15 protein-coding genes are annotated in these 16,693 nt (G+C 38.5%); 13 read left to right on the forward strand and 2 right to left on the reverse strand.

Annotation, left to right across the window (positions count from 1 at the left end; genetic code table 11):
• The first annotated feature begins 78 nt into the window (after positions 1 to 78).
• The 11 genes from MSG93_RS18710 to MSG93_RS18760 all read left to right on the forward strand — a co-directional run bounded on the left by MSG93_RS18710 (position 79) and on the right by MSG93_RS18760 (position 10,902).
• Positions 79 to 1,383: a TolC family protein gene (locus MSG93_RS18710; protein WP_004699724.1), complete on the forward strand. Its 1,305-nt coding sequence runs from the start codon at positions 79 to 81 to the stop codon at positions 1,381 to 1,383.
• The gene (locus MSG93_RS18715; protein WP_004699726.1) at positions 1,383 to 2,873 is read left to right on the forward strand and encodes an efflux RND transporter periplasmic adaptor subunit; all 1,491 of its coding nucleotides are present in this window, start codon (positions 1,383 to 1,385) and stop codon (positions 2,871 to 2,873) included. The genes MSG93_RS18710 and MSG93_RS18715 overlap by 1 nt, the downstream gene beginning before the upstream one ends.
• Before the next feature lie 14 nt (positions 2,874 to 2,887).
• Positions 2,888 to 6,022, forward strand: coding sequence for an efflux RND transporter permease subunit (locus MSG93_RS18720; protein WP_324622896.1), 3,135 nt, complete (start codon positions 2,888 to 2,890; stop codon positions 6,020 to 6,022).
• A gap of 33 nt (positions 6,023 to 6,055) precedes the next feature.
• Positions 6,056 to 6,418, forward strand: a complete 363-nt coding sequence (locus tag MSG93_RS18725) for a copper-binding protein (RefSeq protein WP_004699729.1) — start codon at positions 6,056 to 6,058, stop codon at positions 6,416 to 6,418.
• 146 nt (positions 6,419 to 6,564) lie between these two features.
• Positions 6,565 to 6,999, forward strand: a complete 435-nt coding sequence (gene arsC / locus MSG93_RS18730) for an arsenate reductase (glutaredoxin) (RefSeq protein ID WP_004699732.1) — start codon at positions 6,565 to 6,567, stop codon at positions 6,997 to 6,999.
• Between the two features lie 59 nt (positions 7,000 to 7,058).
• Positions 7,059 to 7,379 carry a metalloregulator ArsR/SmtB family transcription factor gene (locus MSG93_RS18735; protein ID WP_004699734.1) on the forward strand — a complete coding sequence of 107 codons (321 nt, stop codon included), beginning with the start codon at positions 7,059 to 7,061 and terminating at the stop codon, positions 7,377 to 7,379.
• A gap of 6 nt (positions 7,380 to 7,385) precedes the next feature.
• The gene (locus tag MSG93_RS18740) at positions 7,386 to 7,859 is read left to right on the forward strand and encodes an arsenate reductase ArsC (protein ID WP_004699737.1); all 474 of its coding nucleotides are present in this window, start codon (positions 7,386 to 7,388) and stop codon (positions 7,857 to 7,859) included.
• Between the two features lie 7 nt (positions 7,860 to 7,866).
• Positions 7,867 to 8,907 (forward strand): ACR3 family arsenite efflux transporter, encoded by a 1,041-nt coding sequence (gene arsB / locus MSG93_RS18745; protein ID WP_004699740.1) that lies wholly within the window; start codon positions 7,867 to 7,869, stop codon positions 8,905 to 8,907.
• Positions 8,908 to 8,912: 5 nt separating this feature from the next.
• Positions 8,913 to 9,617, forward strand: a complete 705-nt coding sequence (gene arsH, locus MSG93_RS18750) for an arsenical resistance protein ArsH (protein WP_004699742.1) — start codon at positions 8,913 to 8,915, stop codon at positions 9,615 to 9,617.
• 18 nt (positions 9,618 to 9,635) lie between these two features.
• Complete coding sequence (trxB, locus tag MSG93_RS18755) at positions 9,636 to 10,586, forward strand: thioredoxin-disulfide reductase (RefSeq protein WP_004699744.1); 951 nt, start codon at positions 9,636 to 9,638, stop codon at positions 10,584 to 10,586.
• A 157-nt stretch (positions 10,587 to 10,743) separates the two neighbouring features.
• Positions 10,744 to 10,902 carry a hypothetical protein gene (locus tag MSG93_RS18760; protein WP_324097330.1) on the forward strand — a complete coding sequence of 53 codons (159 nt, stop codon included), beginning with the start codon at positions 10,744 to 10,746 and terminating at the stop codon, positions 10,900 to 10,902.
• A 21-nt stretch (positions 10,903 to 10,923) separates the two neighbouring features.
• Here MSG93_RS18760 and MSG93_RS18765 read toward each other — a convergent pair whose 3' ends face one another.
• Positions 10,924 to 12,195: a tyrosine-type recombinase/integrase gene (locus MSG93_RS18765; protein WP_004699746.1), complete on the reverse strand. Its 1,272-nt coding sequence runs from the start codon at positions 12,193 to 12,195 to the stop codon at positions 10,924 to 10,926.
• A gap of 272 nt (positions 12,196 to 12,467) precedes the next feature.
• Positions 12,468 to 12,626 carry a hypothetical protein gene (locus MSG93_RS18770; RefSeq protein WP_227554496.1) on the reverse strand — a complete coding sequence of 53 codons (159 nt, stop codon included), beginning with the start codon at positions 12,624 to 12,626 and terminating at the stop codon, positions 12,468 to 12,470.
• 1,340 nt (positions 12,627 to 13,966) lie between these two features.
• On the opposite strand from MSG93_RS18770, the gene MSG93_RS18775 reads away from it, so the two are divergent.
• On the forward strand, positions 13,967 to 16,126 hold the full coding sequence (locus MSG93_RS18775) for a TonB-dependent receptor (RefSeq protein WP_324622897.1): 2,160 nt from the start codon (positions 13,967 to 13,969) through the stop codon (positions 16,124 to 16,126).
• A 161-nt stretch (positions 16,127 to 16,287) separates the two neighbouring features.
• Positions 16,288 to 16,521, forward strand: a complete 234-nt coding sequence (locus MSG93_RS18780; protein WP_324622898.1) for a hypothetical protein — start codon at positions 16,288 to 16,290, stop codon at positions 16,519 to 16,521.
• The last annotated feature ends 172 nt before the right edge of the window (positions 16,522 to 16,693 follow it).

Below are 16,693 nucleotides of genomic sequence, written 5' to 3' on the forward strand. Positions count from 1 at the left end.
TGATGATTCTTCATCATTCATAGAGTTTTCTATGGGTGTTCTGCACGTGCGCGTGTACATCATTTTAGAGCTAAAAATATGAACTTTAATAAAGGAAAGCTGTCCCTAAAATGGGGTGGATGCTCGATTGCGACGATCTGTTTTTTCTTGAGTTATGGACATGCTTATGCCCAGCCACTGACTTTGGATACAGCATTGAAGCTTGCTGAGCGATATGCGCCTGCTCTAAGAGCTAATAGTGCTCAGATTGAAGGTGCTGAGAATATAGTTTCAGCTTCAGGTATTTTGCCCAATCCTAAACTATTTGTGGGTCTCGATAATTACCCTGTATCAGGTGATGCTGCATGGTCTGTCACACAAGAGGGGATGACGATGCAAAAGATTGGCATCATGCAAGATTTTCCAAATCGTGCCAAAAGATTAGCTGAAGTTGAATTAGCAAAAGCTGAATTGGGTTCAGCAAATGCTCAAACAGAAATTCTGCGAATTGAGTTACGTCAAAAAGTAGCATCGGCATGGCTTAAACGTTTTTATCTTGAGCGTAAACTGGCGTTATATGATGACCTTCTTTCAGAAAATGGATTGCTATCCCAGATTACACAAACACAGGTTGCGTCTGGTCGAACCATGGTTGCTAATACAATTTCCCCTAGGCTGGACAAAACTATTTTGCTTGATCAAAAAGATGATTTGCTTCGAGATATAAATAAGGCAAAACTAGAATTACACCGATTAATCAGTGAGGATTCTAGTGGTACAACTGAAATAGAAAGTTTGCCTACCCAAGAACCTATAATTAATTTTGATACATCACGTTTATATCATCATCTGCATCAACACCCTGAACTAAAAGCATTCCAAGCAGAAAAGCAAACTGTTGAAGCAAAGCTTAAGCAAGCCCAAGCCCTTCAAAAACCAGATTGGGGTATTGAGCTTGCCTATCAGCATCGTGCTCCTGAATTTGGAGATATGATTGGTGTACAACTGACAACAGAACTACCAATATTTTCAAAAAAACGTAGTGGTCCGCTCATTCAGGCAGCATTAGCTGAACAAAATCGGATTACAGCAGATCAGGAGATAAAATACCGCGACCATCTCACCATGTTAGATGAGGGGCTATCGGATTTAAAAGCTCTTGAAAGACAAATCCAACGTACCGTTCAAAGTACACTTCCTTTGGCTAAAGAAAAAGTAACTTTACAGTTAGCAAGTTATCAGGCTGGTAAAGCCAATTTGTCAGATGTCATTGAGACACGACAAGCATTACTAAATCAGCGATTACGTCTCATCGATTTACAACAACAGCAAGCAATTATCAAAGCCCAGCTCTATTTTTCTTTTGTAGAACCCACCTTAAACCATGCTGAGGAGTCAAGATAATGTTAAAAAATAAATTGGCATTTGTAATTGCTGGCTTGATTGTGGGCAGCTTGGGAGTCGGTAGTGGGATTGGATATTGGTATGCGCATCAAAATGATGAAAAGCAAACTGTAAGTGATCAGGCAACTGCTAAAGTGTTGTACTGGTACGATCCAATGAAACCAGAACAGCATTTTGATAAGCCAGGGAAATCCCCTTTTATGGATATGCAGTTAGTCCCTAAGTATGCGGATGAAAGTACTTCTGGAATAACTGAAAGTGCAGGAGTAAAGATTGATCCAGCTCTTCAACAAAATCTAGCCATTCGTTATGCCACAGTCGAACAGGCTGTAATGGGCAATACCTTGTTAACCAATGGCATATTACAAGCGAATGAACGACAGGTAGCAATTCTGCAAACACGAGCAAGTGGTTTTGTTCAGCGTGTTTATGGCCATGCAGTCGGGGATATAGTGACTCAAGGGAGTCCGATTGCTGATATTTCAATCCCTGAGTGGACTGGGGAACAGACTGAGTTTTTGGCAGTACTTAAAATAGGAGACCGTTCTCTTATTCAAGCAAGTCGACAACGCCTACAGCTTCTGGGAATCCCACCAAATGTGATCCATCAAGTCGAACGGACACATCAAGTACAGTCTAATATGACTTTGAGTGCTCCTTTGAGTGGATTCATTGACTCACTAGAAGTTCGTAGTGGAATGGCTTTAGCTATGGGGCAAACACTTGCCACCATTAAAGGCGTGAATCCAATTTGGTTAGAAGCAGCAGTGCCTGAAACGCAAATTGCTGGGATAAAGCGAGGAGATAAAATCGAAGCAACTTTTGCTGCGTACCCTCAAAAAGTGTCTGGCAAAGTCATTGATATTTTACCGACATTAGATACTACAAGCAGAACCATAAAAGTTCGTATTGAGTTACCCAATAGAGAGGGGCAACTCAAGCCCGGAATGTTTGCTTCTGTCAAATTTTCCAACAATCCTCAAAGCAGTTTAGTTGTGCCAGAGCAAGCTGTTATACGTACAGGTACTCGTAATATTATTATTGTCGCACATGAAAAAGGGCGTTTCGAACCTGTTGTTGTACAGTTAGGACAGAGTGACGGAAATAAAATAGCAATTCTACAGGGTTTGAACGCTGGTCAGAAAATCGTGATTTCGGGACAATTCCTAATTGATTCTGAGGCCAATTTACAGGGTGTACTGGATAAGCTGAACACTGGACAATCGATTACATCATCTCAAGTGACTAAGGCATCAATATACCAAGGCATTGGTAAAGTGGAAAAAGTTACAGCTCAAGACATTACCATTTCACATCATGCAATTGCTGAATTGGGGTGGGGGGCTATGACCATGAGCTTTAAACAACCAGTACAACCATTTACCCAAATTCAGCAAGGCGAGCAGGTCAGTTTTCGTTTTACACGTGTTGGGGATGCTTATGTTATTTCTGACATTTCCAAGATGTCTATGACATCTATGCAGAACTAAACGGGAGAACCATTATGATCGCCCGTATTATTCGTTTTTCAATTACAAATCGAGTATTTGTCTTATTAGCTGCTGTAGTTCTTGCCGTTTGGGGAACTTGGGCTGTCAAGAATACTCCGGTTGATGCTTTGCCAGATCTGTCTGATGTACAAGTGATTGTGCGAACTAATTTTCCCGGTCAAGCACCACAAATTGTTGAAAATCAGGTGACTTATCCTTTAACAACGACCATGTTATCAGTACCCGGTGTTAAAGCTGTTCGGGGCTATTCTTTTTTTGGTGATTCGTTTGTTTATGTCATTTTTGATGAACATACTGATCTTTATTGGGCACGTTCTCGTGTATTGGAATATCTCAATCAAATACAAGAAAGAATGCCTGCAAATGCAAAATCTTCATTAGGACCAGATGCTACAGGTGTTGGTTGGATCTACGAATATGCTTTGGTTGATCCAACAGGGCAACATGATCTCTCACAACTGCGAAGCATACAAGATTGGTTTTTGAAGTATGAACTGAAGACAGTACCAAATGTGGCTGAGGTCGCCACAATTGGGGGGATGGTTAAACAATATCAAGTTGTTTTAGACCCAACCAAAATGGCAGCATTCGGTATAACTCAGCGAAGCATAATTGAAGCAATTCAAAAGGCAAATCAGGAAACTGGCGGTTCAGTCCTAGAAATGGCTGAAACTGAATATATGGTGAGAGCTTCAGGTTATTTAAAAACATTAGAAGATTTTCGGCAGATTCCGTTACGTACAAACGATTTAGGTGTTCCAATCACTCTTGGAGATGTTGCAACGATTCAACTCGGTCCTGAAATGCGTCGTGGAATTACTGAACTCAATGGACAAGGGGAAACTGTTGGAGGTGTTGTGATTTTACGTGCTGGTAAAAATGCACGTGAAACCATTACTGCTGTAAAAGAAAAACTTGCTGAATTACAACAAAGTCTACCGAAAGGTGTACAAGTTGTTTCTGTGTATGACCGCAGTCAATTGATTGATCGGGCGGTAGAGAATTTCAGCCATAAATTAATTGAAGAGTTTATTGTAGTGGCTTTGGTTTGTGGGCTATTCCTCTGGCATTTACGTTCAGCAATGGTTGCGATTGTTTCTTTGCCTTTGGGAATCTTGTCAGCCTTTTTATTGATGTATTATCAGGGACTAAATGCCAATATCATGTCATTGGGTGGGATTGCAATCGCGATTGGTGCTATGGTTGATGCATCTGTGGTTATGGTCGAAAATGCACATAAGCATATCGAAGCTTGGCAACATGAACATCCTGATCGAGTTTTAGAAATACAAGAGCGTTGGGACATCATTACACGTTCTGCCAGTGAGGTTGGGCCTGCTTTATTTTTCTGTTTACTCATCATTACTTTATCCTTTATTCCCATTTTTACTTTGCAAGCACAAGAAGGACGATTGTTCTCTCCATTGGCATTTACTAAAACTTATGCCATGGCTGCTGCTGCGGGGCTATCTATTACATTGATTCCAGTTTTGATGGGATACTGGATTCACGGGAAGTTACCATCTGAACAACGGAATCCATTAAACCGTTTTCTCATCAAAATATACCGTCCTATGTTAGATAAAGTCTTAGCTTATCCAAAGACAACGTTATTAGGTGCGTTACTCATTTTTCTTATCAGTCTTTTTCCTTTAACGCAATTAGGTGGAGAGTTCCTGCCTAATATGGATGAAGGTGATTTACTGTATATGCCTTCAGCTTTACCGGGATTGTCCGCAGCAAAAGCTTCTGAATTACTTCAACAGACTGATCGAATGATTAAAACTGTTCCAGAGGTTGCCACTGTATTTGGTAAAGCTGGGCGAGCAGAGTCGGCTACAGATCCTGCACCTTTAGAAATGTTTGAAACCACGATTCAGTTTAAACCACGATCTGAATGGCGTTCAGGTATGACACCAGATAAGTTGATAAAAGAACTGGATAAAGCTGTTCAAGTACCGGGTTTAACAAATATCTGGGTGCCGCCTATTCGTAACAGAATTGATATGTTGGCGACCGGGGTTAAAAGCCCAATCGGGATCAAGATTTCAGCAAATGATTTGCAAGATATTGATCGGGTAGCACAACAAATTGAACAGGTTGCCAAAAAAGTGCCCGGTGTTAGCTCAGCTTTAGCTGAACGACTCACTGGTGGGCGATATGTTGATATCGATATTAATCGAATGGAAGCTGCACGCTATGGTCTCAATATCACCGATGTACAGCAAATTGTGTCATCAGCAATTGGTGGGGAAAATATTGGTGAAACTGTTGAAGGGTTAGCAAGGTATCCTATTAATGTACGTTATCCGCGAGAAATTCGAGATTCACTTGAGGCATTAAGAAATTTACCAATTCTGACTGAATCAGGTCAGCAAATTGTTTTGAGTAGTGTTGCCAACATTCAAATCACAGATGGTCCTCCGATGTTAAAAAGTGAGAATGCTCGTCCAAGTGGTTGGGTCTATGTTGATGTACAAGGACGTGATTTAGCCTCCGTTGTTCGGGATTTGAAACAGTCTATTGACCAACAAGTGAAACGCTCTGCGGGTATGAGTATTAGTTATTCAGGTCAATTTGAATTTATGGAAAGAGCAAATGCTCGCCTAAAGGTAGTAATACCAATCACTTTGATGATCATTTTTCTATTGCTGTATCTGATTTTTAGACAAGTACAAGATGCTGCTCTGATTATGCTGACTCTACCATTCGCTTTAATTGGTGGTATTTGGGCAATGTATTTCAGTGGTTATAATTTCTCAATTGCCATTGCAGTAGGCTTTATTGCACTTGCCGGTGTTGCCGCAGAGTTTGGAGTGGTCATGTTGTTTTATTTAAAGCAGGCGATAGAACATGCTCAACAAAATTTATCATCTTTAACTGAGCAGCAACTCAATGATGCCCTTCGTACAGGGGCAGTACTACGGGTTCGCCCTAAAGCGATGACTGTAGCTGTCATTCTGGCGGGTTTGATTCCTATCCTTTTAGGAACTGGAACGGGCTCTGAATTGATGAGTCGTATTGCTTTACCTATGGTTGGGGGCATGATTTCAGCTCCACTTTTATCAATGTTTGTTATTCCCGCTGCATATCAGCTTTTAATCAAAAGAAAACTATCAAAATCTTGATAGTTTTCTTATTTCGTTCAAAGAGGTTTTATTATGTTTAAATTTATTAAAATTGTCGCTCTTGTTGCCACTGTTACTGCGTTAAGTGCATGTAGTAAAAATGAGGCGTCAGAGCAAAAGAAAGCGGAAGCGCCTATGGAGCAGATGAGTAAAGAATCATCTACAGCAACGACAACTCAAGCAGTTGGAGTGATTACGGCTATTGATACGAAAGAAAATATTTTGACACTCGATCATGAGGCAATTCCTGCGATTAAATGGCCTGCGATGACCATGGGCTTTAAAGTTGCTGATCCTGCATTATTGAATGGGCTTGCAGTAGGGCAAAAAGTTGATTTTGAATTAAAGGCTGAGGGAGAAACATACACAGTCGTAGCTGCTAAGTTAAAAAAATAGGATGATTTAGTAGATAGAATTTTGATAGTAATGAGGTTCTTTTCAAAAGAGCCTTATTCTCTAATAAAAAACAAAACATATGGTATTGCATATATATGGTAATTCGAATATAAAGATATTATAAATTATCAAAAGAGCTCAATTCGATGACAACTTCATCAACTGTGACGATTTATCACAACCCAGCTTGTGGGACATCTCGCAACACTTTGGCTTTGATCCGTAATACAGGGATTGAGCCAACTGTGATTGAATATCTCATTACACCACCTAGTCATGACGAATTAGTTAAATTGATTCAGGATGCAAAATTAACAGTAAGAGAGGCCATTCGCCAGAATGTAGATCCTTATCGGGATTTAGACCTTGATCGTAGTGATTTGAGTGATGAGCAGTTACTTAGTTTTATGCTTGATCATCCAATATTGATTAATCGACCATTTGTTGTTACTGAATTAGGCACTCGCTTAAGCCGTCCTTCTGAAGTTGTCTTAGATATTCTACCATTACCTCAGAAGGGTGCCTTTACGAAAGAGGATGGTGAAAAAGTGATTGATGAAAATGGTCAACGAGTGAATTAAAAATTTTACTTTTTGTATGTGATTATCCGCATATCCAAATAAGTGAATGGGAGTTAAGAATGGACCAAGTTAATTTTTTTAAATGCTTATCAGATGAAACTCGACTAAATATCGTGACTTTAGTCGCTGAGAATAAAGAATTATGTGTTTGTGATTTGACTGAAAAGTTGCAACTGAGTCAGCCAAAGATTTCTAGGCATTTAGCGTTATTGCGTTCTTCTGGTCTCTTACAGGACAGGAGACAAAGCCAATGGGTGTATTACAGCATTAATCCGCAATTACCAATGTGGTGCCATGACGTTCTGAATCTTTTGGTAAGCAGTCAAACCATAGTAAATAAAGATTCCCAAAATATCCAAATAAATAGCTATTGTGAGTAATAGAATATGAAATTTCTTTTTTTGTGTACTGGAAATAGTTGCCGTAGCATCCTCTCAGAAGTCCTTTTTAACAGTCGTGCGCCTGAAGGATGGAAAGCATACAGTGCAGGTAGTAAGCCATCAGGGCAAGTACATCCATTGACTATAGAAACTTTAGAAAATCTTGGTCTCTCAACAGATGGTTTGTGGAGTAAAACCATTGATGACTGCGAACAATATCAACCTGACGTCGTGATTACTGTTTGCGATTCAGCAGCTCAAGAAGCGTGTCCACTTTATTTAGGTGGAGCGATTAAGGCACATTGGGGCTTGGCTGATCCTTCACATTTAGATTTGCCGAAAGAAGAAAAATTAAAAGCATTCCAAGTTACTGTTGATCATATCAACCGCCGCTTAGACGCTTTATTGGCACTAGATACAACTCATATGTCTCGCCCAGATTTGATTGCAGCAATCAATCAAATTTCGCATATTGAATGAGAACATCATGGCTCAACAAAGATTATCTTTTCTAGATCGTAACCTCACTCTATGGATTTTTATCGCCATGGCATTGGGGATTGCGATAGGTGTGTTCTTTCCGCAAGCTTCCGTTACTTTAGACAAAATGAGTGTGGATTCCGTCAATATTCCAATTGCGATTGGTTTGATTCTGATGATGTATCCACCTTTAGCCAAAGTGGACTATGCTACTTTGCCACAAGTGTTTAAAGACAAGAAAACCTTAACTTTGTCTTTGGTGCAGAACTGGGTGATTGCGCCTGTATTAATGTTTGCATTAGCAATTATTTTTTTACATAGCTATCCAGAGTACATGACAGGCTTGATCCTGATCGGTTTGGCTCGCTGTATTGCAATGGTCTTGGTGTGGAATGGTTTAGCCTGTGGTGATAACCAATATGTAGCAGCGTTGGTGGCATTCAATAGTATTTTCCAGATTCTGTTTTTTAGTACCTATGCTTGGCTGTTCCTCACATTCTTGCCACCCTATTTCGGTATTGCAGGGCAAGTGATCAATGTTGATTTCTGGACGATTACCCATGCGGTGTTGGTTTACTTGGGGATTCCATTTCTTCTTGGTTTCTTGACTCGTTTGGTTTTGGTCAAAGCCAAAGGCTTAGATTGGTATCAAAATGTCTTTTTACCCAAGATCAGCCCACTCAGTTTATTGGCACTTCTTTTTACCATCGTGGCAATGTTTAGCCTAAAAGGTGGTGATGTAGTGAGCTTACCATTGGATGTTCTGCGTATCGCAATCCCACTCACGATTTATTTTATTGTGATGTTTTTCATCAGCTTCTTTATGAGTAAATGGATGGGCAATGACTATCCTAAAACCACAGCAATTTCTTTCACGGCTGCTGGTAATAACTTTGAGTTGGCTTTGGCTGTAGCGATTGCAACCTTTGGTTTGGCTTCACCTGTGGCATTTACCACCGTGATTGGTCCTTTAGTTGAAGTACCTGTATTGATCGCTTTAGTGAGTGTGTCTCTATGGCTCAGAAAAAAGTATTTTAAATCGGTGTAATTGTAATGAATCTTCCTAATGTTGATATGGAGCTACTTGAACAGCCAACTTTGGAAAAAGTTCAAGCTAAATCGTTAGATCATGCGCCACGTATTTTGTTGTTATATGGTTCTAACCGTGAGCGTTCGTATAGTCGTTTAGCCGTGATGGAAGCAGGTCGAATCTTGGAACAGTTTGGTGCTGAGGTTAAAATTTTTCATCCGAAAGGGCTACCTTTGCCAGAAGATGCGGATATGGAACACCCAAAAGCAAAAGAACTACATGAGCTTTTGGCATGGTCAGAGGGCATGGTGTGGTGTTCGCCTGAACGTCACGGTTCAATGAGTTCGATCTTTAAGTCACAGATAGATTGGATTCCATTGGCAGGTGGTGCGATTCGTGCCACTCAAGGAAAAACACTGGCACTAATGCAAGTCAGTGGTGGTTCGCAATCTTTCAATAGTGTCAATCAAATGCGTATTTTAGGGCGTTGGATGCGGATGATCACGATTCCGAATCAGTCTTCAATTCCAAAAGCATTTTTAGAGTTTGAAGAAGATGGGCGAATGAAAGCATCATCGTATTACGACCGTATCGTGGATGTGATGGAAGAGCTGTATAAATTCACCTTGCTGACACGGGGGCAAAGTCAGTATTTAACTGATCGTTATTCTGAGCGTAAAGAATCTGCTGAAGAATTATCAAAACGTGTTAATCAGCGAAGTTTGTAGAATGCTGGAGAAAATTAAATGCAAAATCAACATTCTCGTTTAATTATTTTAGGTTCGGGACCTGCGGGTTATAGTGCAGCCGTATATGCAGCTCGTGCCAACCTCAAACCAACATTGATTGCTGGACTACAATTAGGCGGGCAATTAACAACAACGACTGAAGTTGATAATTGGGTTGGCGATGCTGAGGGCTTAACTGGTCCTGTACTCATGGAGCGTATGCAGGCGCATGCAGAACGCTTTGGTACAGAAATGGTCTATGATCACATCAATGAGGTGGATCTCAAAACTCGCCCATTCGTACTCAAAGGTGACATGGGTGAATATACTTGTGATGCACTGATTATTGCAACAGGTGCAACGGCTCAATATCTAGGTCTTGAGTCAGAGGCAGCTTTCATGGGGCAGGGTGTGAGTGCCTGTGCAACCTGTGATGGTTTCTTCTATAAAAACCAAAATGTCATGGTGGTTGGTGGTGGTAACACTGCGGTTGAGGAAGCTTTATATCTGTCAAATATCGCTGCACATGTGACACTGGTACACCGTCGTGACAGTCTGCGTTCTGAAAAGATTTTGCAAGACCATCTTTTTGCCAAAGAAAAAGAGGGCAAAATCAGCATTATTTGGAACCATCAAGTTGATGAGGTTTTAGGTGACAACACAGGTGTAACGGCGGTACGTATTAAATCCACTCAAGATGCAAGTATCCAAGATGTTCAAGTGCAAGGCTTGTTTGTTGCGATTGGACATAAACCCAATACAGGAATGTTTGAAAGTCAATTGAACCTACGTGATGGCTATATCCAAGTCCAAAGTGGAACTACGGGTAATGCAACAGCTACATCTATCGAGGGTGTATTTGCTGCGGGTGATGTGGCAGACAGTATTTATCGTCAAGCGATTACCTCGGCTGGTTCGGGTTGTATGGCAGCATTGGATGCTGAAAAGTATTTAGACAATCAAGAATAATCAATACATTCACTGAAATAAATCAAGCTAACTCCACCTCTCATGGGTGGAGTTAGATTTTCTATATTGTTTTTTTATTTAGCTACTTATAGTGTTACGCCAGCGTTTCTCTATTTCGGATTCGCTTACTTAAAGCGAGTGTGGGATAAGTAAGCAGATCCTTTTTAGTAATTGGTATGCTCATTACAAATTCTTTTGGGAACATCAAATTAGTTGGATGGATGAGCAATTAAAATTCAGATTTATAAGAGATAAAATTCCTTTATCTCTTATTTTTATATTAAGTGTTTTTGTAATTGGGATTGTACTTTTTTGAGCTGTACCACATGGCTTCAGGCTATTTGTGCATGATATATGTTGCCCAATCAGCCATTAAGCCTTTACGTTTTTCTAAATAGCCTCCACGTAAATAAGAAGCTTCAACCTTATCTGGAAGTTTGTGTGCGAGAACATGTTCACACACTTCTCTACGGTAATCTGTTTTGTCTGCCGACCAATCACGGAAAGTAGACCGAAAGCCATGCGTTGTAATGACTCGGTTTTGTTTGGGATCAATATAGCCTAAGCCATTTTCTTTAAGCTTTTGCTCATGCAGTCGTTTGATTAGGGTCGTCAAAGACATATCAGAAAGCATCTCACCACTCCGTGGCGCAGGGAAGATGAAATCTTGAATTAGAGTATGATTTTGAATTGATTCAAGCAAACTTATCGCTTCTTTCGACAAAGGCACATGATGTTCCTTTTCTGCTTTCATACGTTCTTTAGGAATAATCCAGACTTTATTCTTAAAATCAATTTCCTGCCATTTCGCCCCAAAAATCTCACCAGAGCGACAGGCGGTTAAAATTGCAAATTCCAGAGCTTTTGGTGAAATTCCTTTTTTCTGTCTTAAGTGTTGGATAAACTCAGCAACCTGTTCATAGGGCAGGGATGGGTGAGGGCGTGATTCCTGCTTTAAATTACCTAATATAGGTTCAAGATTGCCTTTCCATTCGGCAGGGTTGTCACCCTCAAAATATCCCATTGCTTTGGCATAATCAAAAATGGTTTCTATACGACCACGGATACGTTTGGCTGTTTCGTTTTTCTCAACCCAAATAGGTCTTAAAACTTCAGCAATATCGGCTTTGGTAATGTTACTAATAGTAAGATTGCCCAAAGTTGGGTAAATATAAGTTTCTAGTGTTGATGACCATTGTCCAATATGTTTTTCATTTTTGAGTTCACGGGTTTTATTGGCAATAACAACTTTTGCACATTCCATGAATGTTTTGTTCCGTAGTTGCTGAACATGAAGCTTTGCAAGCTGTTCCTGTTGATGGACAATTGGATCAATACCACTTCGTATTTGTAATTTTAATTCAGTGGCTTTAGCACGAGCTTCAGCTAAAGAAACTTCAGGGTATGGACCAATACCAATATCACGTCGATGAGGTTTTAATTTTCCATCTTTATCCAGATGTTTTCCCACCACCGCACGTAAAATCCAGACACGGGAAGTTCCTTCGACGTTTAAACAAAGACCATCAACACCACCTACGTGATATCGACCAGTCTCTTTAATTTTTGCTACACTAAGCGCAGATAGCTCTTTAGCTTTCTTTGGCATGTTATTGTCTACCCCTCAAATTACCCCTCATAAAATACTGGAAATAGTCGGATTAGACAAGACTGAGTTGGATGGGTGTAATTGTAATTAATTGAAAAATATTAATTTATAATATTGGATTGGACTTCTTAGGATTGGTGTTAGACGGACACCGCTTCCGCCAAATATCTAAAAGGGAATCAAACATATAGTTTGATTCCCTTTTTCTTTTTTATAACTTTGGTACGCTTTGAAATTTTAGTAATTTCTTCTTTGTTCTTATCTGAATTAATCTACTTCACATAACGCTGCATGAGCATTACCAAACTATGCCCCAGCTGTGAAGCCACACAAACTGGATTGAGTCCATTTTTTAAGCATACAGTCGTATAAGTATGACGAGTGTTATAGGCAGGGCGATAGCGTATGCCATTCGCTTTCAAAACAGCCATAACTTCTAACTTAATGATTTTGACGCCGTAAATTTTTCACCGGTCTCATCATATATATTTAAAAATTAAAATTAATCGAATAAGACCTTCATTGTTGTGAAACTGCTTGTCCACAGAACCTATATCCCAAACACAGATTTACAATTAGATCATCTGAAATATACTTCTCTCTTAGTCATTTTAGTATTCTTTCGCGTTCAATTTCATAGAAAAAATCTAGTTCATCTATCAGTATTTTCTAATTTTTTATTCAATCAAATGGATTTTTATCAAGAACTTTATCAGCTTGAATTAACTTGTATGCATTTCGCAATAAAGTCAAGTATGTCATTACAGTTTTTGAGTGGCGATGCACAATTTGGTAAAACCGTACCTTTATAGTTTTTTATAGTGGAAGAGATATTACTGTAATTTTAGAGATAGTTCTCAACGAAGGGTGTAATTAGTGGTGAAGCTCATGCACTTAGGGGGGGATGATATAAAATTTATTTGATTAGCTGAAATTTTACAATTTTATGTTTCGGTTAAGTCTTTCATTAAATAAACGAATATATAAAAGAAAAAACTAAATGATTAAAAATATGAGTTTATGTCAGATAAAATTTATTCAAATCTTTAGCACAGCTATTTCATGACATGGGGTTATAAAGTTTTATTATGATTGTCTTTTATTTATTAAAAATAATTATAAAAAACATAAAAATAATTTATAAAATAAATTTATATCTATATAGTGTAATTTCTTTACTTTGATGATTGTTAAAGGTTTTATTGAAGTTAAAAATTTTATTTGGCACTTTCTGTAAAAAGATCTACGATAATAATTATTTTTAAAATTTAATATAAGTGTTTTCATGCATTTATATTTAACTATATTTTTTTAATTTAAGTTTTTTGTTTTTTTAAGTACATGTTTTTTATAGTAATTTTAAATTTTAATTTTTAACAAAATGGGACATTTTATATATTTTTTTATTACATATTTTAACTTTATTTTACAATGCAAATTTAATGCTAAAATCTTAACTTTTCTACATCTATATTTTTGTTAACTATTTAATTTGAAAAAAAATATCAATTTACCTAATTAAATATTATTAAATTTTATAATAAAAATTAACCAGCAATAAAATTAAGAATGAAGATTTTCGAAATTGACAACTTAAATGAGAGTGATTAGCATTCGCAAAATATTTTTATCCTTAAATGCGTAAATTAAGTCTCATAAATAATCAGTTCATGGAGAATAGGCAGCCGTATTGAAAAATCTGCTGATTATAAATTCATTGGCTTAAATTTAGAGCACTTGTAATCGTTTTAATTTTTTGGTGGTTATTATTGTGGAAAAACGCTTTTTTCGATCTTTAACTCTTCCGTTAAGCAAAAAACACTCTTTACTTTTACTGACACCTCTAATTTTTAGCCATTATGCCTATGCTGAAAATCATGAAGAATTGGAGAAAGACTCAGTTCAAACCTTAAAACCTATTGTTATTTCGGCTTCTCGCTCCGAAGTAGAGCAAAAAAAAGCATCTGAAACCATTGTTGTTCTAAAGAAAGAAGATATACAAAAACAGTTGGCAATTTCTTCTAACTCATCAGATGTCCTGAGTAATTTATTACCATCATATACACCGAGTCGCGGCAAAATGAATGGTAGTGGTGAGACACTGCGAGGAAGAACTCCATTGATTATGATTGATGGTGTACCGCAATCAAATCCATTGCGTCCAACGGGCAGAGAAGTACATACGCTTGATTTTTCCATGGTAGATCGAATTGAAGTGATTCAAGGAGCCAATGCAACCAATGGTATCGGTGCAACAGGCGGGGTAATTAATATTATTACCAAACGCCCAGAAGATGGCGAGATTAATCAATCACTGAATGTTCAGACAACAATGCCAACAGATCAGTTCAGCTCTGACACACTCAATTATAAAACTGACTATAGCGTGAATGGGCGCGATAACAATTTCGACTATTTACTGTCCATGAGTTACGAAGATCAAGGTTTATATATTGATGGAAAGGGACGTCCTATCGGCGTGGATAATACCCAAGGCGACTTAATGGATTCGCGCATGTATAACATACTTGCTAAATTGGGCTATGAAATAGATGACGAGCAACATGTGCAAGCGAGTGTAAATCGTTATCAAATCAAGGGGAAAAATAACTATACCGCGGTTTCAGGAGATCGCAATGCTGGGATACCAACAACCTCTATAGAGCAGACACCTCCTGGAACTGCTCCTCATAATGATGTCTGGACCTCAAGTATCAGTTATGAACATAATAATTTGGCTGGAATGAAGCTCAATGTTATGGCTTTTAATCAAGAGTTTGAAGGTTTATTTGGAGCCGATAACTCTCCTACATTTCAAGACCCAAGTATTGCGCCCAATGGCACCTTATATGATCAGTCTCGTTCCGTTGGATCAAAGTTTGGAAGCAAACTCAGTCTCATAAAAGACAATTTATTCCAAGACCATCTCAAATTGACGCTTGGCCTCGATACACTTTACGATAAAGGTAAGCAGGATCTCTATAGCACCAATAGAACCTATGTTCCTGTGTCTCGATATAAAAGCTATTCACCATTTTTACAAGCAGAAGTAAAAGTATTAGATAACTTATCACTGCATGCAGGTGCACGTCGTGAAATTTCAACATTAGAAACCGATAGTTATACGACACTTGCGCGCTATAACAATACCTTTGTTCAAGGTGGGAAACTGGATTTCGACAAGAATTTGTTCAATGCTGGAATCGTGTATTCGCCACTCGATGAATTGACTTTCTTCGCAAATTATAGTGAAGGATTTGGAATGCCAGATGTTGGTCGAGCATTGCGTGCCATTAATACACCTGGGCTAAGTATTCAAAATTTAAGCAATCTTGAGCCCATACTTACAGAAAATATTGAGACAGGAACTCGGGTCAAGTTTGGAGATACCAACTTTGATTTAAGCCTGTTTCAATCCAGTTCAGATTTTGGTGACCGTTCAAAATATGATCCTGAAACACGCACATTCATGATGGCCCGTGAAAAAACACGAATTAGAGGGGTCGATACCAGTGTGAGTCATCAACTCAAAAATCATAATTTGAAATTATCTTACTCATATACCCAAGGTAAATACGACAGTGATGAAAATGGTTCATTAGATAGTCGTATGGATGGTTTAAGCATTGCACCGAATCGACTGGTTGCAACCTGGGGGGCCGACTGGACAGATAAATTAAGTTCATATCTTCAGATTAATCATGCTTTCGAAAGAAATTTTGATGACCCAAACCTTAACTTTGGTGGCTATACCTTGGTTGATGGTGTGGTTGCATATCAATTACCGAAAGGTACTGCCAGTGTTTCGGTCTCAAACTTATTGGATAAAGACTACATTACTTATTATTCCCAAAGCGCACTAAATGAGCCTAAACGGTATTTTGCAGGTCGGGGTAGAAGCCTCACCTTAGGTTATTCCATTAAATTTTAATAAATAATTCACTATAAAAAGCCTTAAGAATAAGGAGTTAGTATGAAACAGTTAAGTAGTCCCTCTAGATCAAATTTGATTGGTGACTTAGCCGCATCACACGCTTTATTAAACTGTCTGATTAAAGAGTTTTCACTTCCAATGTCGCTGGTAAAGTACGAGTGGCCACAAGACATGCGTGGAAAACACTTGAAGCTGTTTTGAAAGATCTTATCCATCAAATCGGTTTTGATAAAGACACCCAGAACCTGCTTCATCAACTGTTGTTTGTAGAACCAACATGGCCCTTTAAAATGTTACTCAAGCCGATGATTGATCGTGGTAATGATCCAGGTAGTATGCCATTTGGAGTAGGGGGAATTCCCAATCCTTTCCAGCAGATAACAACGGTCTGAGTTTGTAATTTGCCAATGAACTTTTCCTCTGATTTTTTAAAAAACATCTCTGTACACGACAAATTTCACAGAACCCTTATCCTATCAGGATTCTGCTTTCTTAAAATTGCCAAAATTTCCTTAAACTCTTCTTTTTTCCCAAAACCAATTAAACGCTGAATCGCCATTTGAA

This window comes from Acinetobacter sp. IK40 (genome assembly GCF_035615075.1).
In the GTDB taxonomy this organism is placed as follows: domain Bacteria; phylum Pseudomonadota; class Gammaproteobacteria; order Pseudomonadales; family Moraxellaceae; genus Acinetobacter; species Acinetobacter courvalinii.

What these genes read in the sequence shown, in the direction of transcription:
- MSG93_RS18710 (WP_004699724.1), top strand. Translation starts at nt 79, where the DNA reads ATGAACTTTAATAAAGGAAAGCTGTCCCTAAAATGGGGTGGATGCTCG.
- MSG93_RS18715 (WP_004699726.1), top strand. Translation starts at nt 1,383, where the DNA reads ATGTTAAAAAATAAATTGGCATTTGTAATTGCTGGCTTGATTGTGGGC.
- MSG93_RS18720 (WP_324622896.1), top strand. Translation starts at nt 2,888, where the DNA reads ATGATCGCCCGTATTATTCGTTTTTCAATTACAAATCGAGTATTTGTC.
- MSG93_RS18725 (WP_004699729.1), top strand. Translation starts at nt 6,056, where the DNA reads ATGTTTAAATTTATTAAAATTGTCGCTCTTGTTGCCACTGTTACTGCG.
- arsC (WP_004699732.1), top strand. Translation starts at nt 6,565, where the DNA reads ATGACAACTTCATCAACTGTGACGATTTATCACAACCCAGCTTGTGGG.
- MSG93_RS18735 (WP_004699734.1), top strand. Translation starts at nt 7,059, where the DNA reads ATGGACCAAGTTAATTTTTTTAAATGCTTATCAGATGAAACTCGACTA.
- MSG93_RS18740 (WP_004699737.1), top strand. Translation starts at nt 7,386, where the DNA reads ATGAAATTTCTTTTTTTGTGTACTGGAAATAGTTGCCGTAGCATCCTC.
- arsB (WP_004699740.1), top strand. Translation starts at nt 7,867, where the DNA reads ATGGCTCAACAAAGATTATCTTTTCTAGATCGTAACCTCACTCTATGG.
- arsH (WP_004699742.1), top strand. Translation starts at nt 8,913, where the DNA reads ATGAATCTTCCTAATGTTGATATGGAGCTACTTGAACAGCCAACTTTG.
- trxB (WP_004699744.1), top strand. Translation starts at nt 9,636, where the DNA reads ATGCAAAATCAACATTCTCGTTTAATTATTTTAGGTTCGGGACCTGCG.
- MSG93_RS18765 (WP_004699746.1), bottom strand. Translation starts at nt 12,195, where the DNA reads ATGCCAAAGAAAGCTAAAGAGCTATCTGCGCTTAGTGTAGCAAAAATT.
- MSG93_RS18770 (WP_227554496.1), bottom strand. Translation starts at nt 12,626, where the DNA reads ATGGCTGTTTTGAAAGCGAATGGCATACGCTATCGCCCTGCCTATAAC.